The organism is Pseudofrankia sp. EUN1h (assembly GCF_001854645.1).
Classification (GTDB): domain Bacteria; phylum Actinomycetota; class Actinomycetes; order Frankiales; family Frankiaceae; genus Pseudofrankia; species Pseudofrankia saprophytica.
On record NZ_MBLN01000075.1, the window covers coordinates 1 to 21,411 of the forward strand.

Sequence of the window (21,411 nt, forward strand, 5' to 3'; positions counted from 1 at the left end):
TCATATCACCCGATGTCATCACTCACAGTGCCCATCCCGCCGGACCCGAGGCCCGGCGTGTCGGGCCGGAAACACCGATCTTGAAGCACTCCCCGTTCGGCGGGCTGTCTCTGCCGGACTCGGTGCAGGCGGCGAAGCCTTCGTGCTCGGATCGCCGGTATGCGTTGATCCGCCGGGGTGTCATCGCGGCGTTGGCATCCGGAGTCGTCCTGTGCGCTCGGGCCGATGCGTCCCRCACGGCTCAACGTGGGCGCTCGCCTTCGCGCGGTGACAGAGGCGGTGGCCGGCCCGGCCTTGTCTCTACGCTGCTCGGTTGCCGCCCGCCCCAGCGGATGACGCGGACACCCACGATGCGAGAGGCACCGCCGTGACCCTTGAACCCTTCCAGATCAAGATCGGCCAGGATCGGCTGGATCTGCTCGGCGAGCGGCTGCGTTCGGCGGTGTGGGCGGACGAAGCGGCGGGAGGCGAGGGGTGGGGCTACGGGGTGCCTGGCGGGTATCTGCGGGACCTGGTCAGGTACTGGCGGGACGAGTACGACTGGCAAGATCATGAGGCGGCGATGAACCGGTGGCCTCATGTGCGCGGTGAGATCGACGGGGTGACCGTCCACGCCCTTTACGAGCGTGGCTCGGGGCCGGCGCCGCTGCCGCTTGTGCTCTCGCACGGTTGGCCGTGGACGTTCTGGGACTTCGCGAAGGTGATCGAGCCACTCGCGCACCCGGAGCGGTTCGGCGGTGACCCGGACGACGCGTTCGACGTCGTGGTGCCCTCGCTGCCCGGTTCGGTGTTCTCCGCACCGTCGCCGTCCGGCGTTGGCTGGCKGCGGACCGCGGGTTTATGGGTGAACCTCATGGCCGAGCTGGGCTATGAGCGGTTCGGCGCGCACGGTGGCGATTCGGGTGCGTTCGTCACGGCGCAGCTGGCGCATGAGTTCGCCGACCGGCTGATCGGGGCGCACCTGACGTACCCCGCGTTGCTCGGCGCCGACACGGCCAGTCTGCGCAGGGAGGACTTCGCGCCTGACGAGGTTGGCTACTTCGATGCCCGCCGTAGTCCGCAGGCGAACCTCACCCACTTTCTGACCCACACCCTGGAACCGCAGACTCTCGCCTGGGCGATGCAGGACTCCCCCGTGGGTCTGGCGGCGTGGATGGTGCAGCGGCGGCAGGCGTGGAGCGACTGCGACGGCGAGGTGGAACGCCGGTTCAGCCGCGACGAGCTCATCACGAGCTTCGCGCTGTACTGGCTGACCGGCACCGTCGGCGGCTCGCTGCGGTTCTACGCGGACTCTTTCCGGCTGCCGTGGACCGCCTCCCACGACCGTCAACCGGCCCTGGAGGCACCGACCGGAATCGCGGTGTTCCCGCGCGAGCTGACGCATGTGCCCCGGGCCTTGGCTGAGCAGCACGCGAACCTGGTGCATTGGACGCGGATGCCCGGCGGCGGTCACTTCGCCCCGGCCGAAGAACCGGGCCTCCTCGTCGACGATCTGCGTGCGTTCTTCCGGCCGCTACGCGAGCTTGACCGCGCCCGGTAGCTGTCCGATGCCGGCGAAGACGGCGTCGACGAGCTCGTCGGCGGCGCCCGCGGTGAGCGGCCGTCGGTTCAGAACGCGGTAGATCATGCCGCCGACGAGGGCCTGAGCTACGACCGCTGGCGAGCTACCGGCCTGGATCTGGCCGGCCCGTTCGGCCGCGCGCATCCGGGCCGCGAGGGCCTCTTCGAGGGAGCCGATGAAGCGTTCGTGGAACCGCGCGGCGACGTCCTCGCTGTCGGCCGTCGCGGCCACGGACGCGCGGAACAGCGACGCGGTGTGCGGCTCGCTGTTGTGCTCGGCGAAGGCGCGCAACCAGTCCCGGAGGTCACGGTACGCGTCACCGGTGTCGGGGACCGCGATGCTGTCGGCCAGGAAGTAGCCCTCCAGGGCGCACTCGGCGACCAGGGCGCTCTTCGACGGGTACCAGCGGTAGACGGTCTGCTTGCCGACGCCGGCCGCGGCCGCGACGCGGTCGATCGACAGCTTGTCGTAGCCGCACTCGCTCAGCTGGTCGCGGGTGGCTTCGAGGACGGCGTGCCGCGCTGTCTCGCTGCGCACTCGACCGCGGCGAGACCCAGGCATGGTGACGAGCGTAGCGGCTTGGGGTACTGTGGCCGTTCAACGAGACAAAAAGTCTCGCAAATCAGGGACGCGCCCCGGCAGGTAGCGAGCACGAACTGGTCGTCATCAGAGCGGAGGTGGGGCAGCCCGCCCGCCGGATGGGTCCCAGCCGACGGCCGAACTCGCCGACGTCGGCGAGCAGGCGGCTTGGCGATCTAAGCCGCAGCCCGCACGCCCAGATCCATCGACCCACCCATCGACCCGAAGGAGCTGTCATGACGGTGGACATGTCGTCGGGACTGCCGGATGAGCGGGACTTCATCGTGGCCGAGTGCCCCGACGTGCCCATGTGGTCGGAGAACCTGCTGTTCGCGGTGTACGACCCGACCTCCGGAGTCACGCTCTGGCTGCATCTCGGCACGGTCCCCGGAAAGTGGACGATGTGGGAGGACCGGGTGCTCGCGCTCCTGCCGGGCCATGACGGCGCCCTGTCGCTGCGCGGCTACCACCACACGGCTCCGGAACGGCGACCGGCCGGCCCCGGGCTGGAGTTCCGGCAACGCGAGCCGTGGCGGCGCTGGCAGGTGACCTTCGACGGCGCCGGTCTGCACACCCCTGAGGCGGAGATGCTCGCCGGCGTGGCCCGCGACGGCTGGACGAAGCCCCTCGCGGTCGACCTTGAGGTCGAGTGCGTGACCCCCGCCTGGGACGCTCGCACGGCCAGCCTGCTCGCCTCGGGCGGCGGCAGCATGGACGGTCACGACTGGGCGAGCGAACACTACGAGCAGCTCGTGCGCGCCACCGGCACCGTCACCCTCGCCGAAGGCACCATCCCGTTCTCCGGCTACGGCTGGCGCGACCATTCCCGCGGCCCGCGCAGCCACGCGACCCTCACCGGCTGGGGCGGGCATGTGATCCTCGGCTGCGTCTACCCGGACAGCGGCCGTGCCTGGGGCTTCTCCCGTTATTTCAAGCAGGACGGGCTGATCACGCTTGAGGGCGGCTACGTGTTCGTGGACGGGAAGTTCGAACACGCACGCGTCGTCACCGCACCCCGCCTCCTCGAACTACGCCATGAAGGCGAGACTCTCCCCGTCGCCCTCGAATGGTCCGGCGGCCTGATCGAGGTCCAGCTGGAATGCGACCGCTCGCTGTGGACCTCGATGAGCCGCAGCCTCGCGGTCGGCAAGGACCTCGACGGCGACAGCATCATGTACGTCCTGAGCCACGGCCACGCCGACTGGGACGGCGAGACCGGCTACTTCTACAGCGAACGCTCTGACCGCCTCAACAACCTCGCACCCGAACCACACCACGGCACCGCCGCCGCGGCGACCACAGGGGCGAGCGCGTGACCGGCTCGGACGGCTCCGACTTAGTCGGATCGGGATGGCACCTGAAGGAACAGACCCAGACGCTCGACCGCATCCGCAGCGGCCTGCAGGGCTGGCTACGGGACCGCCTCGACGACCCGGCAGCCGAGATCGGCGCTCTGAGCACCCCGGGCGGCACCGGCATCGCGAACGAGACCGTGATGTTCCCGCTGCGCCGCACCACCGGGGCCGCCGCTGGCAGGACCGAGAGCTATGTCGCGCGGCTCGCGCCGGCCGACCCGCTCTACCTGGACTACGACCTGCACCGGCACTACCGGATGTACGAGGCCATGATGGCCTTCCCCTCGATCCCCACGCCCGACGTGCTCGGCTACGGACCTGACGCCACCATCGTCGGCGCACCCTTCTTCGTGATGGAGAAGATCGACGGGGTCGTCCCTTCCGACACTCCCTCCTGGGAGAACGAGGGATTCGTCGTCGACGCCGAACCCGCCCAGCGGCGCGTCCTGTGGGAACGCACCGTGCGGATGATGGCCGAGGTCCACCGCCTCGACCGCGAGCCGTTCCTGTTCCTGCGGACCGGCCGCACCGACAGCGGCGCTGGGGACTGCCTCGACTACTGGATCCGGTCCCTGCAATGGGCCGGCCTGGACGAACCACTGCCCCTCACCCAGGAATGCGAGCAATGGCTGCTCGCCCACCAACCGAACACCACCGCATTGTCGTGGGGCGACAGCCGACTCCCGAATGTCATCTACCGCGATTTCACGCCGGTGGGACTGCTCGACTGGGACCTCGTCTCACTCGCCGGCCCCCAGACCGATCTCGCCTGGTGGATCATCATGCAACGGTGGGAACGCCACCAGCTCGCCGGCATCGGGACCAACGACGAGCTGGTCGATCTGTGGGAAGAGGCCAGCGGTCAACGCGCCACCGACCTGCACTGGTACCTCGTCTTCGGCGCCTACCGACTCGCCGCCATCTTCGCGAAGCTCTACACGATGAGCGTCAAGCAGGGGCATCTGAGCGCCGAGGACGCCCGCGTCCGCCTCGTGCGGGGCTACCACATCGAGCTGATATCCGGGCTGCTGGACCTGACGCCTCCGCCCGGTGTCGTCCCGCTCGTCCCCGATCTGCGACGTCGCTGATCGACGTCCAAAAGGACAGCTGTCCGGCTTGAAGGTGCGGTCCATCGCACGACACCAGATTTCTTCGACATAAGGCCCAGCGGCGCCGCCTTTCCCGGCCGGCGCCCCTGGTCCGCTGAGGCGGGAGACAACGCACTGTGACCAAGACCCTCGGGCTCATCGGCAGCGGAATGATCGGCGGCACGCTCGCGCGCCTCGCTGTCGCCGCCGGCCTGGACGTCGTCCTGAGTAACTCGCGCGGCCCAGAGACCCTCGCCGCGCTCGTCACCGAGCTGGGCGGGCGGGCGCACGCCGCAACGCCGATCGAAGCCGCGCAGGCCGGTGACCTGGTCGTGGCGACGATCCCGCTCGGCGGCTACCTGGTCCTTCCCGCGTCGGCCCTGGCAGGCAAAACCGTGGTCGACACGATGAACTACTACCCGGAGCGCGACGGCACCCTCGCCGAACTGGAAGCAGGCACGCTGACCTCCAGCACCCTCGTGCAGCGCCACCTGCCCGATGCCCGGGTGGTCAAGGCGTTCAACAACATCGACTTCCACCACCTGTTCACCCTCGCCCGGCCCGCGAGCGCTCCCGACCGCAGCGCCCTACCGATCGCCGGCGACGACCCCGCCGCCAAAGCGGACRTCACCGCACTGTTGGACTCCCTCGGCTACGACGCGGTCGATATCGGCACCCTCGCCGATAGCTGGCGCAGCCAGCCCGGCACCCCGATCTACGTCGACCCCTACCTGCCACCCCGGCCCGAAGGCATGAACCAGGAAGAAAGCGGTCGCTGGTTCTTCGAGACGCCGGGCATTCCGGTGCCCGCGGCCCGCGTGAAAGAACTGGCCGACGCCGCCGTCCGCTAGACGACTCACGATCCATCGAACAAAGGGAGCACTTGTGGGACGCGCGATTGTTTTCAACGGTGATGGGACCTGGGAGGAGCGGGAGTTGCCGGTTCCCGATCCCCAGCCGGGCGGCGCCGTGCTCCGGGTCGAGGCAACAGGGCTGTGTCACGGCGACGTCGACCAGTTCCACGGTGTCGGCCGCACGCCCCGGGGCGGAGCTTTCCCCGTGATCCCGGGACACGAGATCGTCGGGCGCATCGAGAAGATCGACCGGCGGACGGCCGAGGACTGGGGAGTCACCGAAGGCGACCGGGTCGCGGTCCGGACCATCATCATCAAACCGGATGGTGGCACCCGCGCCTACGGGATCGACTTCTCGGTGAACGAGGGCTCCGGCCTGTACGGCGGCTACGCCGAATACCTGGAACTCCTGCCCGGCTCGGCGGTCTACCGGCTGCGCGAGGACCTCCCCGCGGCCGAACTCACGATCTTCGAGGCGTTGTCCTCGACCGTGACCTGGGTCCGCCCCGTCAAAGAAGGCCACACCGTCGTCGTTGAGGGGCCCGGCCACATGGGCCTGGCCACCGTGGTCGCGGCCCGCGCCGCCGGCGCGGGCACCATCGTCGTCACCGGGCTGACCCAGGACCAGTCCCGGCTCGACTGCGCGCTGCGGGTGGGCGCCGATCACGTCATCGACGTCCAGAAACAGAACGCGACCGAACGCCTCGCCGACCTGACCGGCGGCCGGATGGCCGACGTCGTGATCGACGCGTCGTCGGGATCCTCGCAGACAGTCAACGTGGCGATGGATCTCGTCGGTCGAGGCGGCACGATCGTCGTCGCCGGCTTCAAAGACAACCCGGTGAACGGACTGGACAGCAACCAGTTCGTCTTCCGGCAGATCACCATGCAAGGCGGCGCCGGGCTCGACGCCGCCCACGCAGTCCAGCTCATCAACGACGGCAAGGTACCGACCGCCGAACTCGCCGGCGAGACCTTCCCCCTCGATCGCTTCGAAGACGCCTTCGCTCTCCTGGACCGCCGTGTCGCCGGCCGCGACGCGGTGCGCGTCTCGCTGCAACTCTCCTGAACGCCCACCGAGCGAATCCGAACGATCTTCCGCTACAGGCCGCCGGCAACGGCGCGAGGAGGAATAGATGGACCTGCAGGCGCTGTCCGACAAGATCGAAATCCACGAGCTGCTCGCCCGCTACGCACGGAGCTGTGACTTGAGGGACTGGGAGCTGTTCAGGACGTTGTTCACCGAAGACGCGTTCCTCGACTACCGGTCAGTGACCTCAGCCGTCGGTTCCCGCGACGAGGTCGCGGCGTGGCTGGAGGCGAACCTCAGCAAGACGCCGATGACGCAGCACTTCATCAGCAACGTCGAAATCGACCTCGACGGCGACAGGGCGAAGGTGCTCGCCATGTTCTACAACCCGATGCAGCTGCCAGGGATGCCCGAGATGAGCTACTGCGGCGGCTACTACCACCACGACATGGTCCGCACCCTACAGGGATGGAAAAGCGAACGGCTCGTCGAGGAGAACAAATGGTTCGTCAATCACCCAGCCGCCCCTGACGCCTGACGTAACTGAGCGAGGTCAAAGCGATGAGCTAACCGCCTGCATGCCGGTGACTTCGAATCGGTCTGGGCGCAGCCCAGTGGCGGCCGGACAATCGGCCGCCGGCGAGTGGGCTGGAGGACAGTGTGCCCTTGCTCTGGCGCTGCGTCGACGGGCTCACGCGCGGGCGGTTCTGGCTGCGGTCAGGGCCGTGGCAGTAGCCGGATCGTCACTTCGGCGGCCTTGTCCCCGGTGACCGATCCGACGATCGCCGGGCCGTATCGGTCGTATTTGGCGTGGTAGGCCGCGTCAATGGCGGCCTGGGTGTCGGAGTCCGTTCCCGCGTCGGCGAACGAGACGTCGCGTTCTAGATCGCCGGCGCGGATGCGGCCCGCGCCACTGGCTTTCGCCCTGCGGTACCACGGGTTGTCCGCACCGTAGGCCGAACGGACGTACACCTCGTCACCGGCCCGGACGACCCACATGGTCACGTATCGGCGCAGCGTGCTGTCGGCGCGCAGGGACGCGAGGCGCAGTTCCTCGGCCCGGCCGATGCGGTCGAGGTCCTCGGTGGTCCAGGTGCTCATCGTGCCTCCTTGGGCAAGGCCAGGTCGGTCTGTCACGCGTCGGTCAGCCTTCGCTGGCTGGCTCGACCGCCGGGCTCGGGTTTAGCGGTTGATGAGCTTCTGCATCGCTTCGGGGTAGCGGTCGCCGGTGAGCTGGAACGCGTCGGCGGCCTGCTGGATCTCGGCGAGGTCTTCGTCGGTGAGCGCGACGGTGGCGCCGCCGACGTTCTCCTCCAGCCGTTCGATGCGGCGGGTGCCGGGAATCGGCACCGCCCAGGGGTTGCCGGCGAGAATCCATGCGATCGCGACCTGTCCCGGGGTCGCGCCGTGGCGCCTCGCGATGCGCTGCAGCAGGTGGACCAGGCCCTGGCTGGCTTCGATCGTGTCCTGGGTGAATCGGGGGAAGATCGTCCGGAAGTCGTCCGCGCTGGAGATGTCGGCGACCGAGGTGATGTTTCCGGTGAGGAAGCCCTTGCCGAGTGGGCTGTAGGGGACGAACCCGATGCCGAGCTCCGTCAGGGTCGGCAGGATCTCGGCTTCCGGCTCGCGCCACCACAGCGAGTACTCGCTTTGCAGGGCGGTGACCGGCTGCACTGTGTGGGCGCGGCGGATGACCTCGACCCCGGCCTCGGACAGGCCGAAGTGGCCGACCTTGCCCGCCTCGATCAGCTCCTTCACGGTTCCCGCGACGTCTTCGATCGGCACATCCGGGTCGACGCGGTGCTGGTAGAGCAGGTCGATGTGGTCGGTGCGCAGCCGGGCCAGGGAGGCGTCGACAACTTCGCGGATGTGCTCGGGCCGGCTGTTGAGGCCCGCCTGGCGGCCGTCTTCGAGGTTGAACCCGAACTTCGTGGCGATCTTCACCTGGTTGCGCACCGGCTGCAGTGCCTCGCCGAGGAACGCCTCGTTGGTACGCCCGCCGTACACCTCGGCAGTGTCGAAGAACGTCACGCCCAACTCGATCGCGCGGCGGATCAGGGGTAGGGCCTCGTCGCGTGAGCGCAGGCTCATGCAGCCCAAGCCGACTGCCGAGACTTCCAGGCCGCTGGTCCCCAGGAATCGCTTCTTCATCTCTCTTCGCTCCTCTTCGGTCCGGTCTGGCTTCTCAGCTCTTCTGACRCCGTCCACGCATCGTGCGCGTCGGGGTTTGCCTCCGACGCGGCAACCGGGGCGCGGATCGCTCGCGTTACTCGCCGGGCGCGTGGTYGGTGGAAACCGCGAGATCACGCTGGCGTTCGAAGCCGTCCATGCGAGCGCGCAGGGTCCCCAGGGTCGTGTCGAGCGCCTGGGACCCCAGGACGAGGCGCAGGGGCGCGGGTTCGACCTCGACGCTGTCGATGATGCGGGCGGCCATCCGCGCCGGGTCACCGGCCGCGGGCGCGCTCGCCGGGTCGAGCATCGCGAGGAAGCCATGCGCCGGGGTGGCGTCGTAGACGTCCAGAAGGTCGGCGACCTGGGCGCTTCCGTACCGGAACTCGGTGCGCGCGCCGCCGGGCTCGACGATCGTCACACCGATCCCGAAGCCGGCTACTTCCTGGGCGACGGACTCGGCGAAGCCTTCGATACCCCATTTGGTGGCGTGGTAGAGCGAGTTTCCGGGGAAGGCGACCTGCCCGCCGTAGGAGGAGATCTGGATGATCCGCCCGCCGCCCTGAGCGCGTAGGTGGGGCAGCGCGGAGCGGATGACCTGGATCGAGCCGGTGAGGTTGGTCGCGATGATGTGGTCGATCTGGGCATCGCTGAGTTCCTCGGCCGCGCCGAACAGCCCGTAGCCGGCGTTGGAAACGACGACGTCGAGCCGCCCCGCGATAGCGAACGCGCGGTTGACGACCGTGTGGATCGCCGGGGTGTCGGTGACATCGAGGACCTCGGCGTGGAAGGCGTCGCCGTGGGTGTCGGTCAGGTCCTTCACCTTGGCGGGGTCGCGGACGGTGCCGACGACGCGATCGCCGCGGGCGAGGAGCTGCTCGGTGAGCTCACGGCCGAAACCGCTGTTGACCCCGGTGATCAGCCACGTCCGTTCTGTCATCGCGTCCTCCGCGGTGGTCTGGGAAGGTGGCCAACGCCGCGTCGCGGCGGTGACCTCGTCCACGGCCCGCAGGCCGTTGAGGGTGGGGGGATCCTGGCTGCTCCGGGATCAGCCCTGCCCCTGACGCGGAGCCCGGAACTCGGGATCACGCTGCCCCTGTAGGGCTCCTACGCTAGGTGCGCTACCGGCAAGCAGGCAGGTTCTGTCATTACCTGTAAGGCCAGAACCTGCCACTCCGGCGCGCTTCGCCAGCGGCAGCGCGGCCGGGCCTGGACCGCTCAGAAGCGTTCAGCGGGTTCGCAGCGTGTTCGTCACCCATCGCTCGACGTCGCCGCCCGCGTTGTCGACCTTTTCGCCCTGCACGGCCAGGCCGGTGCCGAGGCGTGCGTGGGGAGCGGCGGCGGTGTACTCCTGCGCCGTGAGCCCCAGGCCGCTCATGGCGCAGGTGGTGAACGGGATGAGGGCTTTGGTCTGAAGGTCGAGGTTGGCGAGGAAGGTGAGCATGATGCGCGGTGGTCGTACGTTCCAGATCGGACTGCCCAGCAGGATCGTGTCGTAGCCGGTGACGTCGGGCAGTGGTCGGGCGATGGCGGGGCGCGCGTCGCTGCGCTGTTCCTGAACGTTGCGGGCGACGGTTTGGTCGTAGCTGTCCGAGTACGGGTCGGCCGCTTCGATCCGGTAGACGTCGCAGTCGATGTTCGCGGCGATCATGGTGGCGAGCTTCTCGGTGTTGCCGACGGTGAGGGTGCGCCTGCCGCCGTAGTAGTAGTTCTCCCCGGCTCTGGAGAAGTAGGCGAGAAGGACGCGCCCAGTCGCCTCCGACGGCGTGAGTGCTGGTCTCGCGGCCGAGGAGGTCGACGCCGAGGTGGAGGTCGTCGATTGTGGGTCGTCCCGCGAGCAGCTCGTGGGGCCGAGGCCGACCGTGGCGATGCCGCCTAGCGCGGCGGCTCGCAGGAGGTGCCGGCGGTGGAGCGTAGAGGTCACGCAGCCTCCTGAGCCGTGATCGGTAGTACTAGTCGTCGCGCGATCGCTTTGGGATCAGCCGAGGGACAGGCTGTAGCGGCCGGTGACGATGGAGGCGATCACGCCGCCGTCGATGAGCAGGTCGGTACCAGTGACGAACGCCCCGTCGCGTCCCATGAGGAAGGCGGCGGTGGCAGCGATCTCGTCGGGGGTGCCGACACGACCGGCGGACGAAGTTTTGATCATCTCTTGGTAGGCCGGGCCGGCGGGGGAGTTGAACTCATCGAGGGCGAGCGGGGTCATGATGATGCCAGGGCTCAGGGAGTTCAGCCGTGCCCCCCGGTCGCCCCAGACCACGCTGGCCGCCTGGACCCRCAGAACGTTGGCGCGCTTGGCGATGGCATAAGCCATGCCGGAGTTGGCAAGGACATCGGCGGCCAGGAACGGCAGCGCGGCGAGCTGCGAGGCGGGGGTCGCGGCCAGCGCCTGGTTCTGCTCGGCGGGTAGTGGCGGGATCATGTGGCCGGCCTGGCTGGCGATGACGATGCCGGAGCCGCCTTCGGCGATGACGCCGCCGAACTCCTCCAGTGCGTAGGCGACGCCGACGAGGTCCACCTGGATGATCGCCTCGGGTGTGGCCTGCGCGGGCGACAGCCCGGCGGTGTGGACGAGGTGAACGACCTCGCCCAGGTCGGTGGCGGCCGTGACCAGGGCTCGGACGGAGTCCTGCGAGGAGACGTCGACATGGGCGGTAGCCGTCGCATATCCGGCTGTGGTCAGGGCCGTCGAGGCCGCTTCGGCGGCGTCGAGACTCACGTCTGCGAACAGGACGGTCTTGCCGACGCCGATGCGGCGGGCGATGGCCTGGCCCATCGAGCCGGCGCCGATGACGACGACGACCTCGGTGGCCGTGGCCGTGGACATGCTCATGCAGTGCTCCTCGTCACGAGGGTGCGTCGGCGGTCGCCCGGGATGTCAGCGACTAGAAGTAGGTCGGCAGTCGCGGTGTGTAGGGGTCTTCGAGGGCGGCGATCTCGTCGTCGGTGAGCGTTACGTCCAGGGCGGCGACGGCGTCGCTGAGGTGATGGCTCTTGGTGGCGCCGACGATGGGCGCGGAGACCACCGGGTTCTTCAGGACCCAGGCCAGCGCGATCTGCGCCATCGAGATGCCGCGGGCCTCGGCGATCTGGGCTACGGCGTCGACGATGGCCTGGTCGCTGTCGAAGACCAGCGGGCGACCGAACATGTCCACGTCAGGGTTCGCCTTGGCACGCACGGTGTCCTTCTGCCCCCACGGGCGAGCGACCCGGCCACCCGCCAGCGGGCTCCACGGGATGGACCCCACACCCTGGTCGGCGAGGAGGCCGAACATCTCCCGCTCCTCTTCCCGTGCGAGGAGGCTGTACTGGTCCTGCATGCTGATGAACGGCGTCCACCCGTGGGTCCGCGCCGCGTGCTGCATCGTCGCGAACTGCCACGCCCACATCGACGACGCACCCAGGTAGCGGACCTTGCCGGCCCTGACGAGGTCGTGCAGGGCTTCCATCGTCTCCTCGACCGGAGTCTCAGGGTCGAAGCGGTGGATCTGGTAGAGGTCGACGTAGTCGGTGCCGAGACGCTTCAGGGAGGCGTCGATCTGCTCCATGACCGCCTTACGTGACAGTCCCGCCCCGCCGGGACCCTCATGCATCTTCGAGAACAGCTTGGTGGCCAGGACGACGTCGTCGCGGCGGGTGTACTTCGTGATCGCGCGGCCGACGATCTCCTCCGACGTTCCGTGCCCGTAGATATTGGCGGTGTCCCAGAAGGTGATCCYGGCGTCCACGGCCTGGCGGAAGATCGGCTCGGCGCCGGCGTCGTCGAGCGCCCAGGACATCCGCGAGGTGTCCCCGAAGCTCATACATCCCAGCGCGACCCGGCTGACCTTCAGCCCGGAGCTGCCCAGACGGGTGTACTGCATGGCGGCTTCCTCTCCTTGATGGTCTGCCCCAGCCTGTGATCGCGTCTGCGAGGCGATGGCTCGTCGTGGCGGCCGGCCCCGGCGAGCAGCCGTGGCGAGCGGGACAGTTACGAGGCTAGGTAGACCCGGGCAGGGGTGGGAGGTTCTGTCAGGGCCAGCCACCCTGCACGCCGGACGCCTACCGTCGAGGTATGGACAACCGCGAACAGGTGCGCAGTTTCCTGGYCAGCCGGCGGGCGCGGATCACCCMCGAGCAGGTCGGCCTGCCCACCTACGGTGGCCTGCGCCGGGTGCCGGGACTGCGCCGCGACGAGGTCGCCCAGCTGGCCGGTGTCTCGGTGGACTACTACACACGCCTCGAACGCGGCGACCTCACCGGTGCCTCCGACAGCGTCCTGTCCGCCCTCGCCCGCGCCCTACGCCTGGCCGACGACGAGCGCCAGCACCTGTTCGCCCTGGCCCGCGTCGCGAGAGCCGGCCGCGGAACCCCGAAGCGCCGGCCACGGCAGGTCAAGATACGCGAGAGCATCCGCGCCATCGTCGAGGGTCTCAGCGACCTGCCCGCGTGCGTGGTCAACGGCCGCATGGACCTGGTCATGACCAACCGGATGGGCCGCACCCTGTACGACCCCCTGTTCGACGACCCCACCCACCCGCCCAACCACGCCCGATTCGTCTTCCTCGACACCCGCGCCCACGACTTCTGGGTGGACTGGGAAGTACAGGCCACCGAAGTGGTCGGCGCTCTACGAGCCGCGGCAGGACGCGACCCCTACGACAAAGACCTCACCGACCTCATCGGCGAGCTCGTCACCCGCAACGACCGCTTCCGCACCTGGTGGGGCTCCCACGACGTGTTCAACCACCGCGGCGGAACGAAGAAGATCAACCACCCCGTCGTCGGGCGTCTCGACCTCACCTACGAGATCCTGACACTGCCCTCAGACCCCGACCTGTCCATCCTGACCTACTCCGCCCCGCCCCAGTCCCCGTCCCACGACGGACTGCAACTGCTCGCCGCGTGGACGGCGACCGGCGACGAGACCACACCGGGCGATCGCGCCATCGCTGCCGAGATGAAGGACTCTCCTCAGGGGTCGTAATGACAGCTGGCCACCTTCTGGTCAGCGCGCCATACCGAAAAGGTCACGGCCGCCGCGGCCCGCGCACCGCTGTCCGCTGCCGACGCCGAGCAGCTCGCCGGCATCCTCCGGCCGGCCGGTGGTCGCGTAGATCGAGACCGTGCCGATGACTGCGGCGCAACGAGAAGAGGCAATCTCCGCGCTGCGGGCAGGCAGGGAGCACCAGCAGAAAACCGGGCCAAGCGGGCTGATTCTGGACTTACGCTCGCCGATGTCGAACAGGTGCCGAAAGGGTCATGGTCGCTGCGGCCGAAAGTGGGTCCGACGGGTAGCTCTCCTTGACATCGCCAATCTTTTCGAGGGCTTTCGCCAGGAGACCGCCTGCCACCGGTGGAGGAAGGTTCCGATTCAGACTAGTGAGAGCCTGCGAGGCAGGCGCTCCGTCGTGCAGCCGGAGTTATCCAGCGAGAGCCCTATTAACATTCCCCGGCAGCATGAGTGATCCCGGTTCGCCACTGGGCTGCTTGTCGTGATGCTCACCGCTCCAGTAGGAGCGTCGCGCCCGACGTTCCTCCTACCAGTTCGACCTGCTGAAGGCTCCAGGCCTGTGGTGATCCAGACGAGCCTGCCGCCAGCGCTGGCGAGGGGCGGCGGATGCCAGAGGAAGCAGATCCCGCACCGACAGTCACCGACAGGCCGGCAGTCCCAGGAAGTCTGGCATTGTACGAACCGGTTGATCATGTGTTCTGACCTGCAACGATGACATCTCGCGCACCATTCCGACTCATAGGTCAAACCTATTTGACCAGGTCGGGGGCTTGTTGCGCTCCGTAGTGGGGCGGGCGGGGCTCGAATCCACGTCCGGACGAACGCAAGGCGGTAGCTCGCACCCGACGGAGCGAAGCGAGGCACTCGGAGTGCCTGTGCCTGGCCCCGGAGTGCCTGGGCCGGGCACACGACGTTGTGGGGCGCGCGGTCAGTGGCCCGCGCCGAGGTGGCTGCCGCCCGGGTAGCCGCCGCCGCCGAAGCGTTCGTCGAGGGCGTCGTAGTCGACCGCGCCGCCGGCCCGGGGGAGCGCGTCGACGAACTCGACCGTCTTGGGCTTCTTGTAGGTCGCGATCAGCGCGCGGCAGTGTTCGATCAGCTCGGCGGCGTCCGCGGCGGCGCCGTCGGCGAGCGCGATGACGGCCTTGACGTCCTGCAGCCAACGCTCGTTCGGGACGCCGATGACGGCCGCCTCCCGGACCGCCGGGTGGGCCTCGAGCGCGCGCTCCACCTCGGCGGGGAAGATGTTCTCCGCGCCTGACTTGATCATGCGGGTGAGCGTGCCGACGAACGTGATGCTGCCGTCCGCCTCGCGCCGCCCGGCGTCGCTGGTGTGCCACCAGCCGTGCGCCCAGCGGCGGGCGTTCACCTCGGGACGGTTCCAGTAGCCGAGGTTCACCAGGTCGCCGCGGGCGCAGATCTCGCCGACCTCCCCGACGGGCACCTCACGCCCGTCCGGGTCGAGGAGGCGCACCTGCAGCAGCGGGGAGGGCCGACCGGCGTTCGCCCCGCCGTTGCCATAGGAGCGCAGCAGGTTCATGCCGGCCAGCTCCGTCTGCCCGTAGCCCTGCCCCATGCCGCCGCCCATCCGGGCGAACCGGCTCTGGTCGGTCTCGACCACCCCGTTCCACAGCGGGGCCGCGAACGTCGCTCGCAGCGAGGACAGGTCCCGTGGCTCGGCCGCCTGCAGGGCGACGACCTCGGCGATCGTGGCGGGCATGAGGTAGGCATGGGTGCAGCGCTCCTCAGCGAGCAGGCGCAGCACCTCGGCGGCGGCGACGCGGGGCAGCACGACGTTCGTGCCGCCGAACAGGAACGTGGAGACGCCGAAGTACTGGAAGTTGCCGATGTGGAACATCGGGCCCGAGTTGAGGAAGACGGTCTCGGCGCCGATGTCGCCGGCCCAGGCCGTCGTCATCCCCATGCCGATCAGGTTGGTGTGCGACAGCATGGAGCCGCACTGGCGGCCGGAGATGGCGGCCGTGTAGATGACCAGCAGGGCGGCGTCGGGGGAGACCTTGGTCTCCGGGTCGGTGTCGGCTCCGCCGGTGAGGAACGCCTCGTAGGCGTCCGGCCCGTCGGCGTCGTGCTGGAGCCACAGCGCCTTGTGCCGGTCGCCGACCTGCGCGCGCGCCTCCCGGACCGTCGCGCCGATCTCCTCGTCCTGCCAGACCACGACCGTGGGGGAGAAGTCCTCGATCGCGAAGGCCATCTCGTCGACCGACCAGCGCCAGTAACCGGGGCACACCATCGCGCCGATCTTCGCCGCCGCCGCCAGCAGCTCGTACACGCGCGCGGAGTTCTGGCCGAGCCACAGGATCCGGTCGCCCTCCCCGGTGCCGGTCGCGCGCAGCGCGTCGGCCAGCCGGTTGACCCGGCTGTCGAGCTCCGGCCAGGTCAGCCGCGTCTCGCCGTCGACCAGGGCGACCTGGTCCGGGAAGGCGCGGGCGTGGTCGCGCAGGACGTCGCCGAAGGTCTGGCGGTACACAGGCATGTCGATCTTCTCCTGGAGAAGGAAGCCGGCGCTCGGGCGGACGGTGGCTCGGGAGGACGGTCGATGATCGTGGGTCGGCCGGGCCGGCTGGGTGGGCCGTGCACGAGTGTTCAGTCGTCGGTGCGCAGGACGAGCCCCTGAGCGTTGAAGAACAGGCCGCCGGGCGTCAGGAACGCCACCCGCGCGTCCGGCACCTGGCGCTCCCCGGCGATGCCGCGTAGCTGGGTGACGGCCTCGCGGACGTGGCCGGCGGCCTGCGATCCGCCCTCGGAGAGGCTGCCGCCGTGCGGGTTGATGGGCACCCTGCCGTCGATGAGGACCCGTCCGGTGTCGTCGGCGCGGTGGGCGCGCAGGAAGTCGCCGGCCTCGCCCGGCTTGCACCAGCCGTAGGTCTCCAGGCAGCGCAGCGTCAGGAACGAGAAGCCGTCGTAGGGGAGGAACAGGTCGGCGTCCTCGATCCACAGGTCGCTCTTGGCTCGCAGGTCACGGGCGACGACCGCCTGCCCGGTGACGGACAGGTCCTCGGCAAGGTGCTCCTCGGGATGGCGGGTYATGCCCATGCTCGCCGCGTGCACGAGCACGGGTGGCGTCACCAGGTCGCGGGCGCGCTCGGTGGTGGTGACGACGAAGGCGTCCGCGCCGTCGACCGGCACGTCCATGTCGAACAGGCACAGCGGTTCGCGGATCATCCGGCCGACGAGGTACTCGTCCATGGTCAGCGGTGCCCGCATGACCGCGTTCGGGTTGCGGGCGCCGTTCGCCCGCGCGTTGAGCGCGACCAGGCCGAGGTCCTCGCGGGTGCGGCCGAACTCGGCGAGGTAGCGGCCCGCCCAGGCCGCGTAGCCGATCGAGCCGAACATCCCGTAGGGCTCGCCGTCGGTGTGGCCCTCGCCGGTGGCGGCCCGGCCGTCCGGCAGGCCGAACGCGGCGCGGCGGCGGAACGGGTCGGCGCCCGCGCCGCGGGAGTTCCCGCTCACCCGGTACATCGAGTGGTAGACGAGGACGGTCTCGGCGGCGCCGGAGCAGACCGCGCCGATCGCCGCGAGCAGGTGGTTCATGATGGGCGGGCGCACCTGCGCCCAGTAGGTGACCTCGTCGAGGCCCAGGGCCGACACGACCGTCGACGGGTCGATCCCCCCGGTCAGCAGGCCGCCGCCGACGACTCCGTCGATGTCGGCGCCGGTCAGGCCCGCGTCGCGGACTGCCGCCGTGGCGGCCTCGAGCACCATCGAAAGCTCCGTCGTGGCGCCGCGGTCGCGGGCGTACGGCGACAGGCCGACCCCGGCGATGGCGACCTTGTCCTTGGCTCGGTTGCGCGCGCTCACTGGTGTACCTCCGTGCTCGGCGCCGCCGGCCGGAACGCGTACCAGGGCGCGCCAGTGCGGGTGATCCAGGTCAGCTCGACGGGCAGGCCGACGGCGAGCCGCTCGGGCGGGCAGTCGACGATCGTGGCGGCGAACCGCAGGCCCGGCTGCTCGGCAAGCTCGACGGCGGCCAGCGGCCACGGCCTCGTGTAGTCGACGTCCGGCGCCGGCGGCCCCTGGTGCAGCAGCGTGAGCGTGTGGACGGTCCCGCGCCCGGACACCGGCGCCGGGGTGACGTTCGTCGACCAGCAGGCCGGGCAGAGCGGGCGCTGCTGGGCCGCCCAGTTCCCGCAGTCCCCGCAGCGGGTCGCCAGCAGTTCATGACGCAGCAGACCGGCGTAGAACCGGGCATTGAGGCGGTCCAGCCGTACGTCCGGGTAGGCCAGCAGCACCTCCTCGTCGTCGACCGGCCCGGTGGCCGTGCCAGCGGTCATGCGGCGCCTCCCTGCTCTGTTGCGCTCCACGTCACATCCTATAATTATAGTGAGAAGTTAGCTATTTGAAGAGGTGGGGTGGCGAGCATGGGACGACTGGATGGCCAGGTCGCGCTGGTGACGGGCGCCGGCCAGGGCGTCGGACGGGGCATCGCGCATGCGCTCGCCCGGGAGGGCGCCCGCGTGGCCGTGTCCGGCCGGCGGGCCGAACCCCTCGACACCGTGGTGAAGGAACTGGTCGACCTGGGCGCCCGCGCCCGCGCGCTCGCGGTCACGGGTGACGTCGGCGTGCGGGCCGACGCCGACCGGATGGCCGCGGCGACGGTCGCCGAGTTCGGCGCGCTGGACATCCTGGTCAACAACGCGCAGTCCTCGGTCCAGGTCCGGCTCGAGCAGACCACGGACGCCGACGTCGAGCTCGCCTGGCGCAGCGGCGCTCTGGGCACGCTCTACTGCATGCAGGCCTGCCTGCCGCACCTGAAGGAACGCGGCGGCAGCATCGTGAACTTCGGCTCGTCCACGGGCGTCCGCGGCGACACCACCTTCGGCTCCTACGCGATGGCCAAGGAGGCCATCCGCGGCCTGTCCCGGGTCGCGGCCCGCGAGTGGGGCCGCTACGGCATCCGCGTGAACGTCATCTGCCCGACCGCGACGTCGCCCGCCGCCGAGGAGTATCGCGAGGCCAACCCCGAGCGCTTCGCGATGGTGATGCGGGAGATCCCGCTGGGCCGGTTCGGCGACCCCGAGACCGACATCGGCCGGGCGGTGGCCGCGCTCGTCAGCGACGACATGTCCTACCTGACGGGGGCGACCCTCATGCTCGGCGGCGGTCGCGAGGTCCAGTGACCCACCCGTCGGCGGCCGCGCGCGGTTCGGCCGCCGCCGCGCGGCCGGGCTCGGCGGCCGTCAGCTCGCCGTGTCGCCGGATGCCGCGTCGCCAGATGCCGCGCCGTCCGGCGACGCGAGAGTGAGGCGAGCCTCCAGTACGGCCACGCCGCCGCCCTCGGGGAACACCCGCAGCGGCCGGATCGCCAGGTCGGTGACCCGCGGCAGGTCCTCGACCAGCGCCGACACCCGCAGCAGCACGTCCTCCAGCGCGGCGACATCGCACCGCGGCGCTCCCCGCCAGCCGTCCAGCAGCGGGAAGGCACGTAGCGACCGTGTCATCTCCGGTGCGTCCCGGCTGGACAGCGGGGTGACGCGCAGCGCCACGTCGCCGACCAGATCCGCGTAGTCGCCGGCGAGCGCGAGGGTCACCACCGGGCCGAAGACCGGGTCGGTCGTCACGCCGACCGCGACGTCCACGGCGCCCGGCTCCTCGCCCGCGGCCGGTTGCCCGGCGGCCAATTGCCCGGCGGCGGGTTGTCCGGCGGCGGCGCGTCCGGAGACCGGGACTGGAATGCCGTAGCCGCGCAGCAGCGCCCGGACGGCGTCGGGACCGACAGGACCCGCCGGCTGGTCGTCGAGCAGCGCCCGGGCCGCCGCGCGGTCCGGATCGCGCGGAGTGATCACGACGCCGGCCGGGCTGCGCCGCCACGCGCCGTAGGCCGCGGCCGCGCCGAGCGCGGTGGCCGCCGCCTCGGGAAACACGTAGCTGGGGATCGCCCGTCCCTCGCGGCGCAGCAGCGAGGGCAGCCCCGACGCGGACAGGAAGCTCGTCACGACCGGCTTGTCGGGCGCCGCCGCGGCCGCCGAGGCGATGGCCGCGGCGACCTCGGTGACGTGCCGGACCAGCGGTGGGACGTACAGGACGATCGCCGCGTCCACCGCCGGGTCGGCGAGCGCCGCTGTGAGGCTCGTCTGGTAGTCGGCGGCCGTCGCGGTCGGGCCGAGGTCCGCCCCAGCGTGCTCGGCGACGACCAACCCGCTCGCCCGGCACGCGTCGGCGGTCAGGGCGCCAGGGCCACCCGCGTTCGTGACGATCGCGACCCGGTTGCCGCCGGGCACCGGCTGGTTCGCGAGCAGCAGCGCGACGTCGAACATCGCGCCCAGCGAACGGGTCCTGATGATTCCCGACTGCTGGAACAACGCGTCCAGCGCGGTGTCGGCGCCGGTGACCGGCCGGGCGTCCCGCGTCGCGCCGCTGGCCCGGCCCGACAGCGTCGGCACGCCAGCGTGCACCGCGACGATGGGCTTGCGGGCGGCGATCCGCCGGGCGACGCGGGCGAACTTGCGAGGGTTCCCGAACCGGTCGAGGTGCAGCAGGATCACCCCGGTCGCCGGGTCCTCCTCCCACCACTGCAACAGGTCGTTGGTGGAGACGTCCGCGGCGTTGCCGATCGACACGAAGCTGGCGAAGCCGAGGCCGAGCTGCTCGGCGTGCGTCAGCACCGCGAGCCCGAGCGGCCCGGACCGGCTCGACATCGACACCGCGCCGGGCGGYGGGAGACGCGGCGCGAACGTGGCGAACACGGTCCGGTCCTCGATCCGGCTCACCAGGCCCATGCAGTTCGGCCCGACCAGGCGCATCCCGGCTGCCCGGGCGGCCTGGACGAGGCGTCGCTCCCGGGCCAGGCCGGCGGGCCCCGTCTCGCCGAACCCCGTCGACACCACGACCACCGCGCCCGCGCCGACGGTCGAGGCCTCCCGCACGACCTCCTCCACGCCCTCGGCGGGCACGGCGACGATGACGAGGTCCACAGGCTCCGGCAGGTCGCGCAGGCTCGGGAACGCCGGGACGCCCGCGATCTGGTCGGCATGGGGATTGACGGGGTGGACGGGCCCGCCGAAGCCGTGGGCGACCAGGTTGCGCAGGATCTCGTGGCCGATCGTCTCCGGCCGTCGTCCGGCGCCGACGACGGCGATCGAGCGGGGTCGCAGGAGTGGCCGCAGCGACGAGCGGACCGCGACGTGCTCCCGCCGGTCGGAACGGGCCACGGTCTGGGCGCCCGGATCCGTCGCCATCGTCACGTGCACGACCGACCCGTCCCAGACCGTCTCGGTCCGGTACCCGGAGCCCGCGAAAGCACGCAGCATGCGAGTGTTGTCGGCGAGCACGTCCGCGGTCATGGTCGTGACGCCGCGGGCGCGGGCCGCCTGGGCGAGCCGTTCGAGCAGCAGCGCGCCGAGGCCGAGCCCCTGGAAGTCGTCCTCGATGGTGAACGTGGCCTCGCCCTGGTCGGGCTCCTCCGGCGCGCGCAGGCAACGGGCTCCGCCGATGAGCCGGGCGCCCAGGAAGGCGACGAGCGCGATGTGGTCGACCTGGTCGACGTCGGCCCAGGCGCGCAGGGTCCCGTCGCTGATCCGCACCACCGGGCCGAGCAGCCGGTAGGAGATCGTCCGGCGGGAGAGCCGGTTGCCGAACGCGGTCAGGGCTTCGGCGTCGTCCACGTGGATCGGCCGGACGAGCACCGACCGGCCGTCACGTAGCAGCCCCGGCCGCTCCCACGAGGAGGTCACCCTGTCCTGCCTCATCGCCGCCACCGATCCAGCCTAGCGGCGATGATCAGCAATCGCCGTCGACCGCGCCCAGCCCGCCAGTATCCCGCTCATA

Annotated in this window: 19 protein-coding genes; 8 read left to right on the forward strand and 11 right to left on the reverse strand. The window is 70.4% G+C overall.

From position 1 onward, the window contains the following. The first annotated feature begins 367 nt into the window (after window positions 1-367). Window positions 368-1,540, forward strand: a complete 1,173-nt coding sequence (locus BCD49_RS29545; RefSeq protein WP_071042145.1) for an epoxide hydrolase family protein — start codon at window positions 368-370, stop codon at window positions 1,538-1,540. Here BCD49_RS29545 and BCD49_RS29550 read toward each other — a convergent pair. Then, window positions 1,514-2,098, reverse strand: a complete 585-nt coding sequence (locus BCD49_RS29550; protein WP_158072973.1) for a TetR/AcrR family transcriptional regulator — start codon at window positions 2,096-2,098, stop codon at window positions 1,514-1,516. The genes BCD49_RS29545 and BCD49_RS29550 overlap by 27 nt on opposite strands. A 278-nt stretch (window positions 2,099-2,376) precedes the next feature. Here BCD49_RS29550 and BCD49_RS29555 point away from each other — a divergent pair, with 278 nt between their 5' ends. The 5 genes from BCD49_RS29555 to BCD49_RS29575 all read left to right on the forward strand — a co-directional run bounded on the left by BCD49_RS29555 (window position 2,377) and on the right by BCD49_RS29575 (window position 7,005). Next, window positions 2,377-3,456 (forward strand): hypothetical protein, encoded by a 1,080-nt coding sequence (locus BCD49_RS29555; protein WP_007507225.1) that lies wholly within the window; start codon window positions 2,377-2,379, stop codon window positions 3,454-3,456. Further along, on the forward strand, window positions 3,453-4,583 hold the full coding sequence (locus BCD49_RS29560; RefSeq protein WP_007507223.1) for a phosphotransferase family protein: 1,131 nt from the start codon (window positions 3,453-3,455) through the stop codon (window positions 4,581-4,583). Before BCD49_RS29555 ends, BCD49_RS29560 begins: the two co-directional genes overlap by 4 nt. Before the next feature lie 137 nt (window positions 4,584-4,720). Further along, window positions 4,721-5,434, forward strand: coding sequence for an NADPH-dependent F420 reductase (locus BCD49_RS29565; protein ID WP_071042146.1), 714 nt, complete (start codon window positions 4,721-4,723; stop codon window positions 5,432-5,434). 34 nt (window positions 5,435-5,468) lie between these two features. Further along, entirely contained in the window at window positions 5,469-6,506 is a 1,038-nt protein-coding gene (locus tag BCD49_RS29570; RefSeq protein ID WP_007507219.1) for a zinc-dependent alcohol dehydrogenase, read from the forward strand. A 67-nt stretch (window positions 6,507-6,573) separates the two neighbouring features. Continuing rightward, entirely contained in the window at window positions 6,574-7,005 is a 432-nt protein-coding gene (locus BCD49_RS29575) for a nuclear transport factor 2 family protein (RefSeq protein WP_007507217.1), read from the forward strand. A gap of 179 nt (window positions 7,006-7,184) precedes the next feature. Here the strand turns inward: BCD49_RS29575 and BCD49_RS29580 are convergent, their stop codons facing one another. The 6 genes from BCD49_RS29580 to BCD49_RS29605 form a co-directional block, all read right to left on the reverse strand. After that, the gene (locus BCD49_RS29580) at window positions 7,185-7,568 is read right to left on the reverse strand and encodes a DUF2255 family protein (protein WP_007507215.1); all 384 of its coding nucleotides are present in this window, start codon (window positions 7,566-7,568) and stop codon (window positions 7,185-7,187) included. An 81-nt stretch (window positions 7,569-7,649) separates the two neighbouring features. Continuing rightward, the gene (locus tag BCD49_RS29585) at window positions 7,650-8,618 is read right to left on the reverse strand and encodes an aldo/keto reductase (protein WP_007507213.1); all 969 of its coding nucleotides are present in this window, start codon (window positions 8,616-8,618) and stop codon (window positions 7,650-7,652) included. Window positions 8,619-8,733: 115 nt separating this feature from the next. Continuing rightward, window positions 8,734-9,576, reverse strand: a complete 843-nt coding sequence (locus BCD49_RS29590; protein WP_071042164.1) for an SDR family oxidoreductase — start codon at window positions 9,574-9,576, stop codon at window positions 8,734-8,736. A 288-nt stretch (window positions 9,577-9,864) separates the two neighbouring features. Continuing rightward, window positions 9,865-10,560 (reverse strand): flavodoxin, encoded by a 696-nt coding sequence (locus tag BCD49_RS29595; protein WP_007507210.1) that lies wholly within the window; start codon window positions 10,558-10,560, stop codon window positions 9,865-9,867. 54 nt (window positions 10,561-10,614) lie between these two features. Next, the gene (locus BCD49_RS29600; protein ID WP_083401770.1) at window positions 10,615-11,469 is read right to left on the reverse strand and encodes an SDR family oxidoreductase; all 855 of its coding nucleotides are present in this window, start codon (window positions 11,467-11,469) and stop codon (window positions 10,615-10,617) included. Window positions 11,470-11,521: 52 nt separating this feature from the next. Continuing rightward, window positions 11,522-12,499: an aldo/keto reductase gene (locus BCD49_RS29605; protein ID WP_071042147.1), complete on the reverse strand. Its 978-nt coding sequence runs from the start codon at window positions 12,497-12,499 to the stop codon at window positions 11,522-11,524. A gap of 191 nt (window positions 12,500-12,690) precedes the next feature. On the opposite strand from BCD49_RS29605, the gene BCD49_RS29610 reads away from it, so the two are divergent. Then, complete coding sequence (locus BCD49_RS29610; protein WP_071042148.1) at window positions 12,691-13,602, forward strand: helix-turn-helix transcriptional regulator; 912 nt, start codon at window positions 12,691-12,693, stop codon at window positions 13,600-13,602. A 955-nt stretch (window positions 13,603-14,557) separates the two neighbouring features. Here the strand turns inward: BCD49_RS29610 and BCD49_RS29615 are convergent. The 3 genes from BCD49_RS29615 to BCD49_RS29625 form a co-directional block, all read right to left on the reverse strand. Then, window positions 14,558-16,120, reverse strand: a complete 1,563-nt coding sequence (locus BCD49_RS29615) for an AMP-binding protein (protein WP_007507203.1) — start codon at window positions 16,118-16,120, stop codon at window positions 14,558-14,560. A 110-nt stretch (window positions 16,121-16,230) separates the two neighbouring features. After that, entirely contained in the window at window positions 16,231-17,445 is a 1,215-nt protein-coding gene (locus BCD49_RS29620; RefSeq protein WP_071042149.1) for a thiolase family protein, read from the reverse strand. Beyond that, complete coding sequence (locus BCD49_RS29625) at window positions 17,442-17,918, reverse strand: Zn-ribbon domain-containing OB-fold protein (protein WP_007507199.1); 477 nt, start codon at window positions 17,916-17,918, stop codon at window positions 17,442-17,444. The genes BCD49_RS29620 and BCD49_RS29625 overlap by 4 nt, the downstream gene beginning before the upstream one ends. Window positions 17,919-18,005: 87 nt before the next feature. On the opposite strand from BCD49_RS29625, the gene BCD49_RS29630 reads away from it, so the two are divergent. Continuing rightward, window positions 18,006-18,764, forward strand: coding sequence for an SDR family NAD(P)-dependent oxidoreductase (locus BCD49_RS29630; protein ID WP_007507197.1), 759 nt, complete (start codon window positions 18,006-18,008; stop codon window positions 18,762-18,764). Between the two features lie 60 nt (window positions 18,765-18,824). Here the strand turns inward: BCD49_RS29630 and BCD49_RS29635 are convergent, their stop codons facing one another. Further along, on the reverse strand, window positions 18,825-21,332 hold the full coding sequence (locus BCD49_RS29635; RefSeq protein ID WP_007507195.1) for a bifunctional acetate--CoA ligase family protein/GNAT family N-acetyltransferase: 2,508 nt from the start codon (window positions 21,330-21,332) through the stop codon (window positions 18,825-18,827). Window positions 21,333-21,411 lie beyond the last annotated feature (79 nt).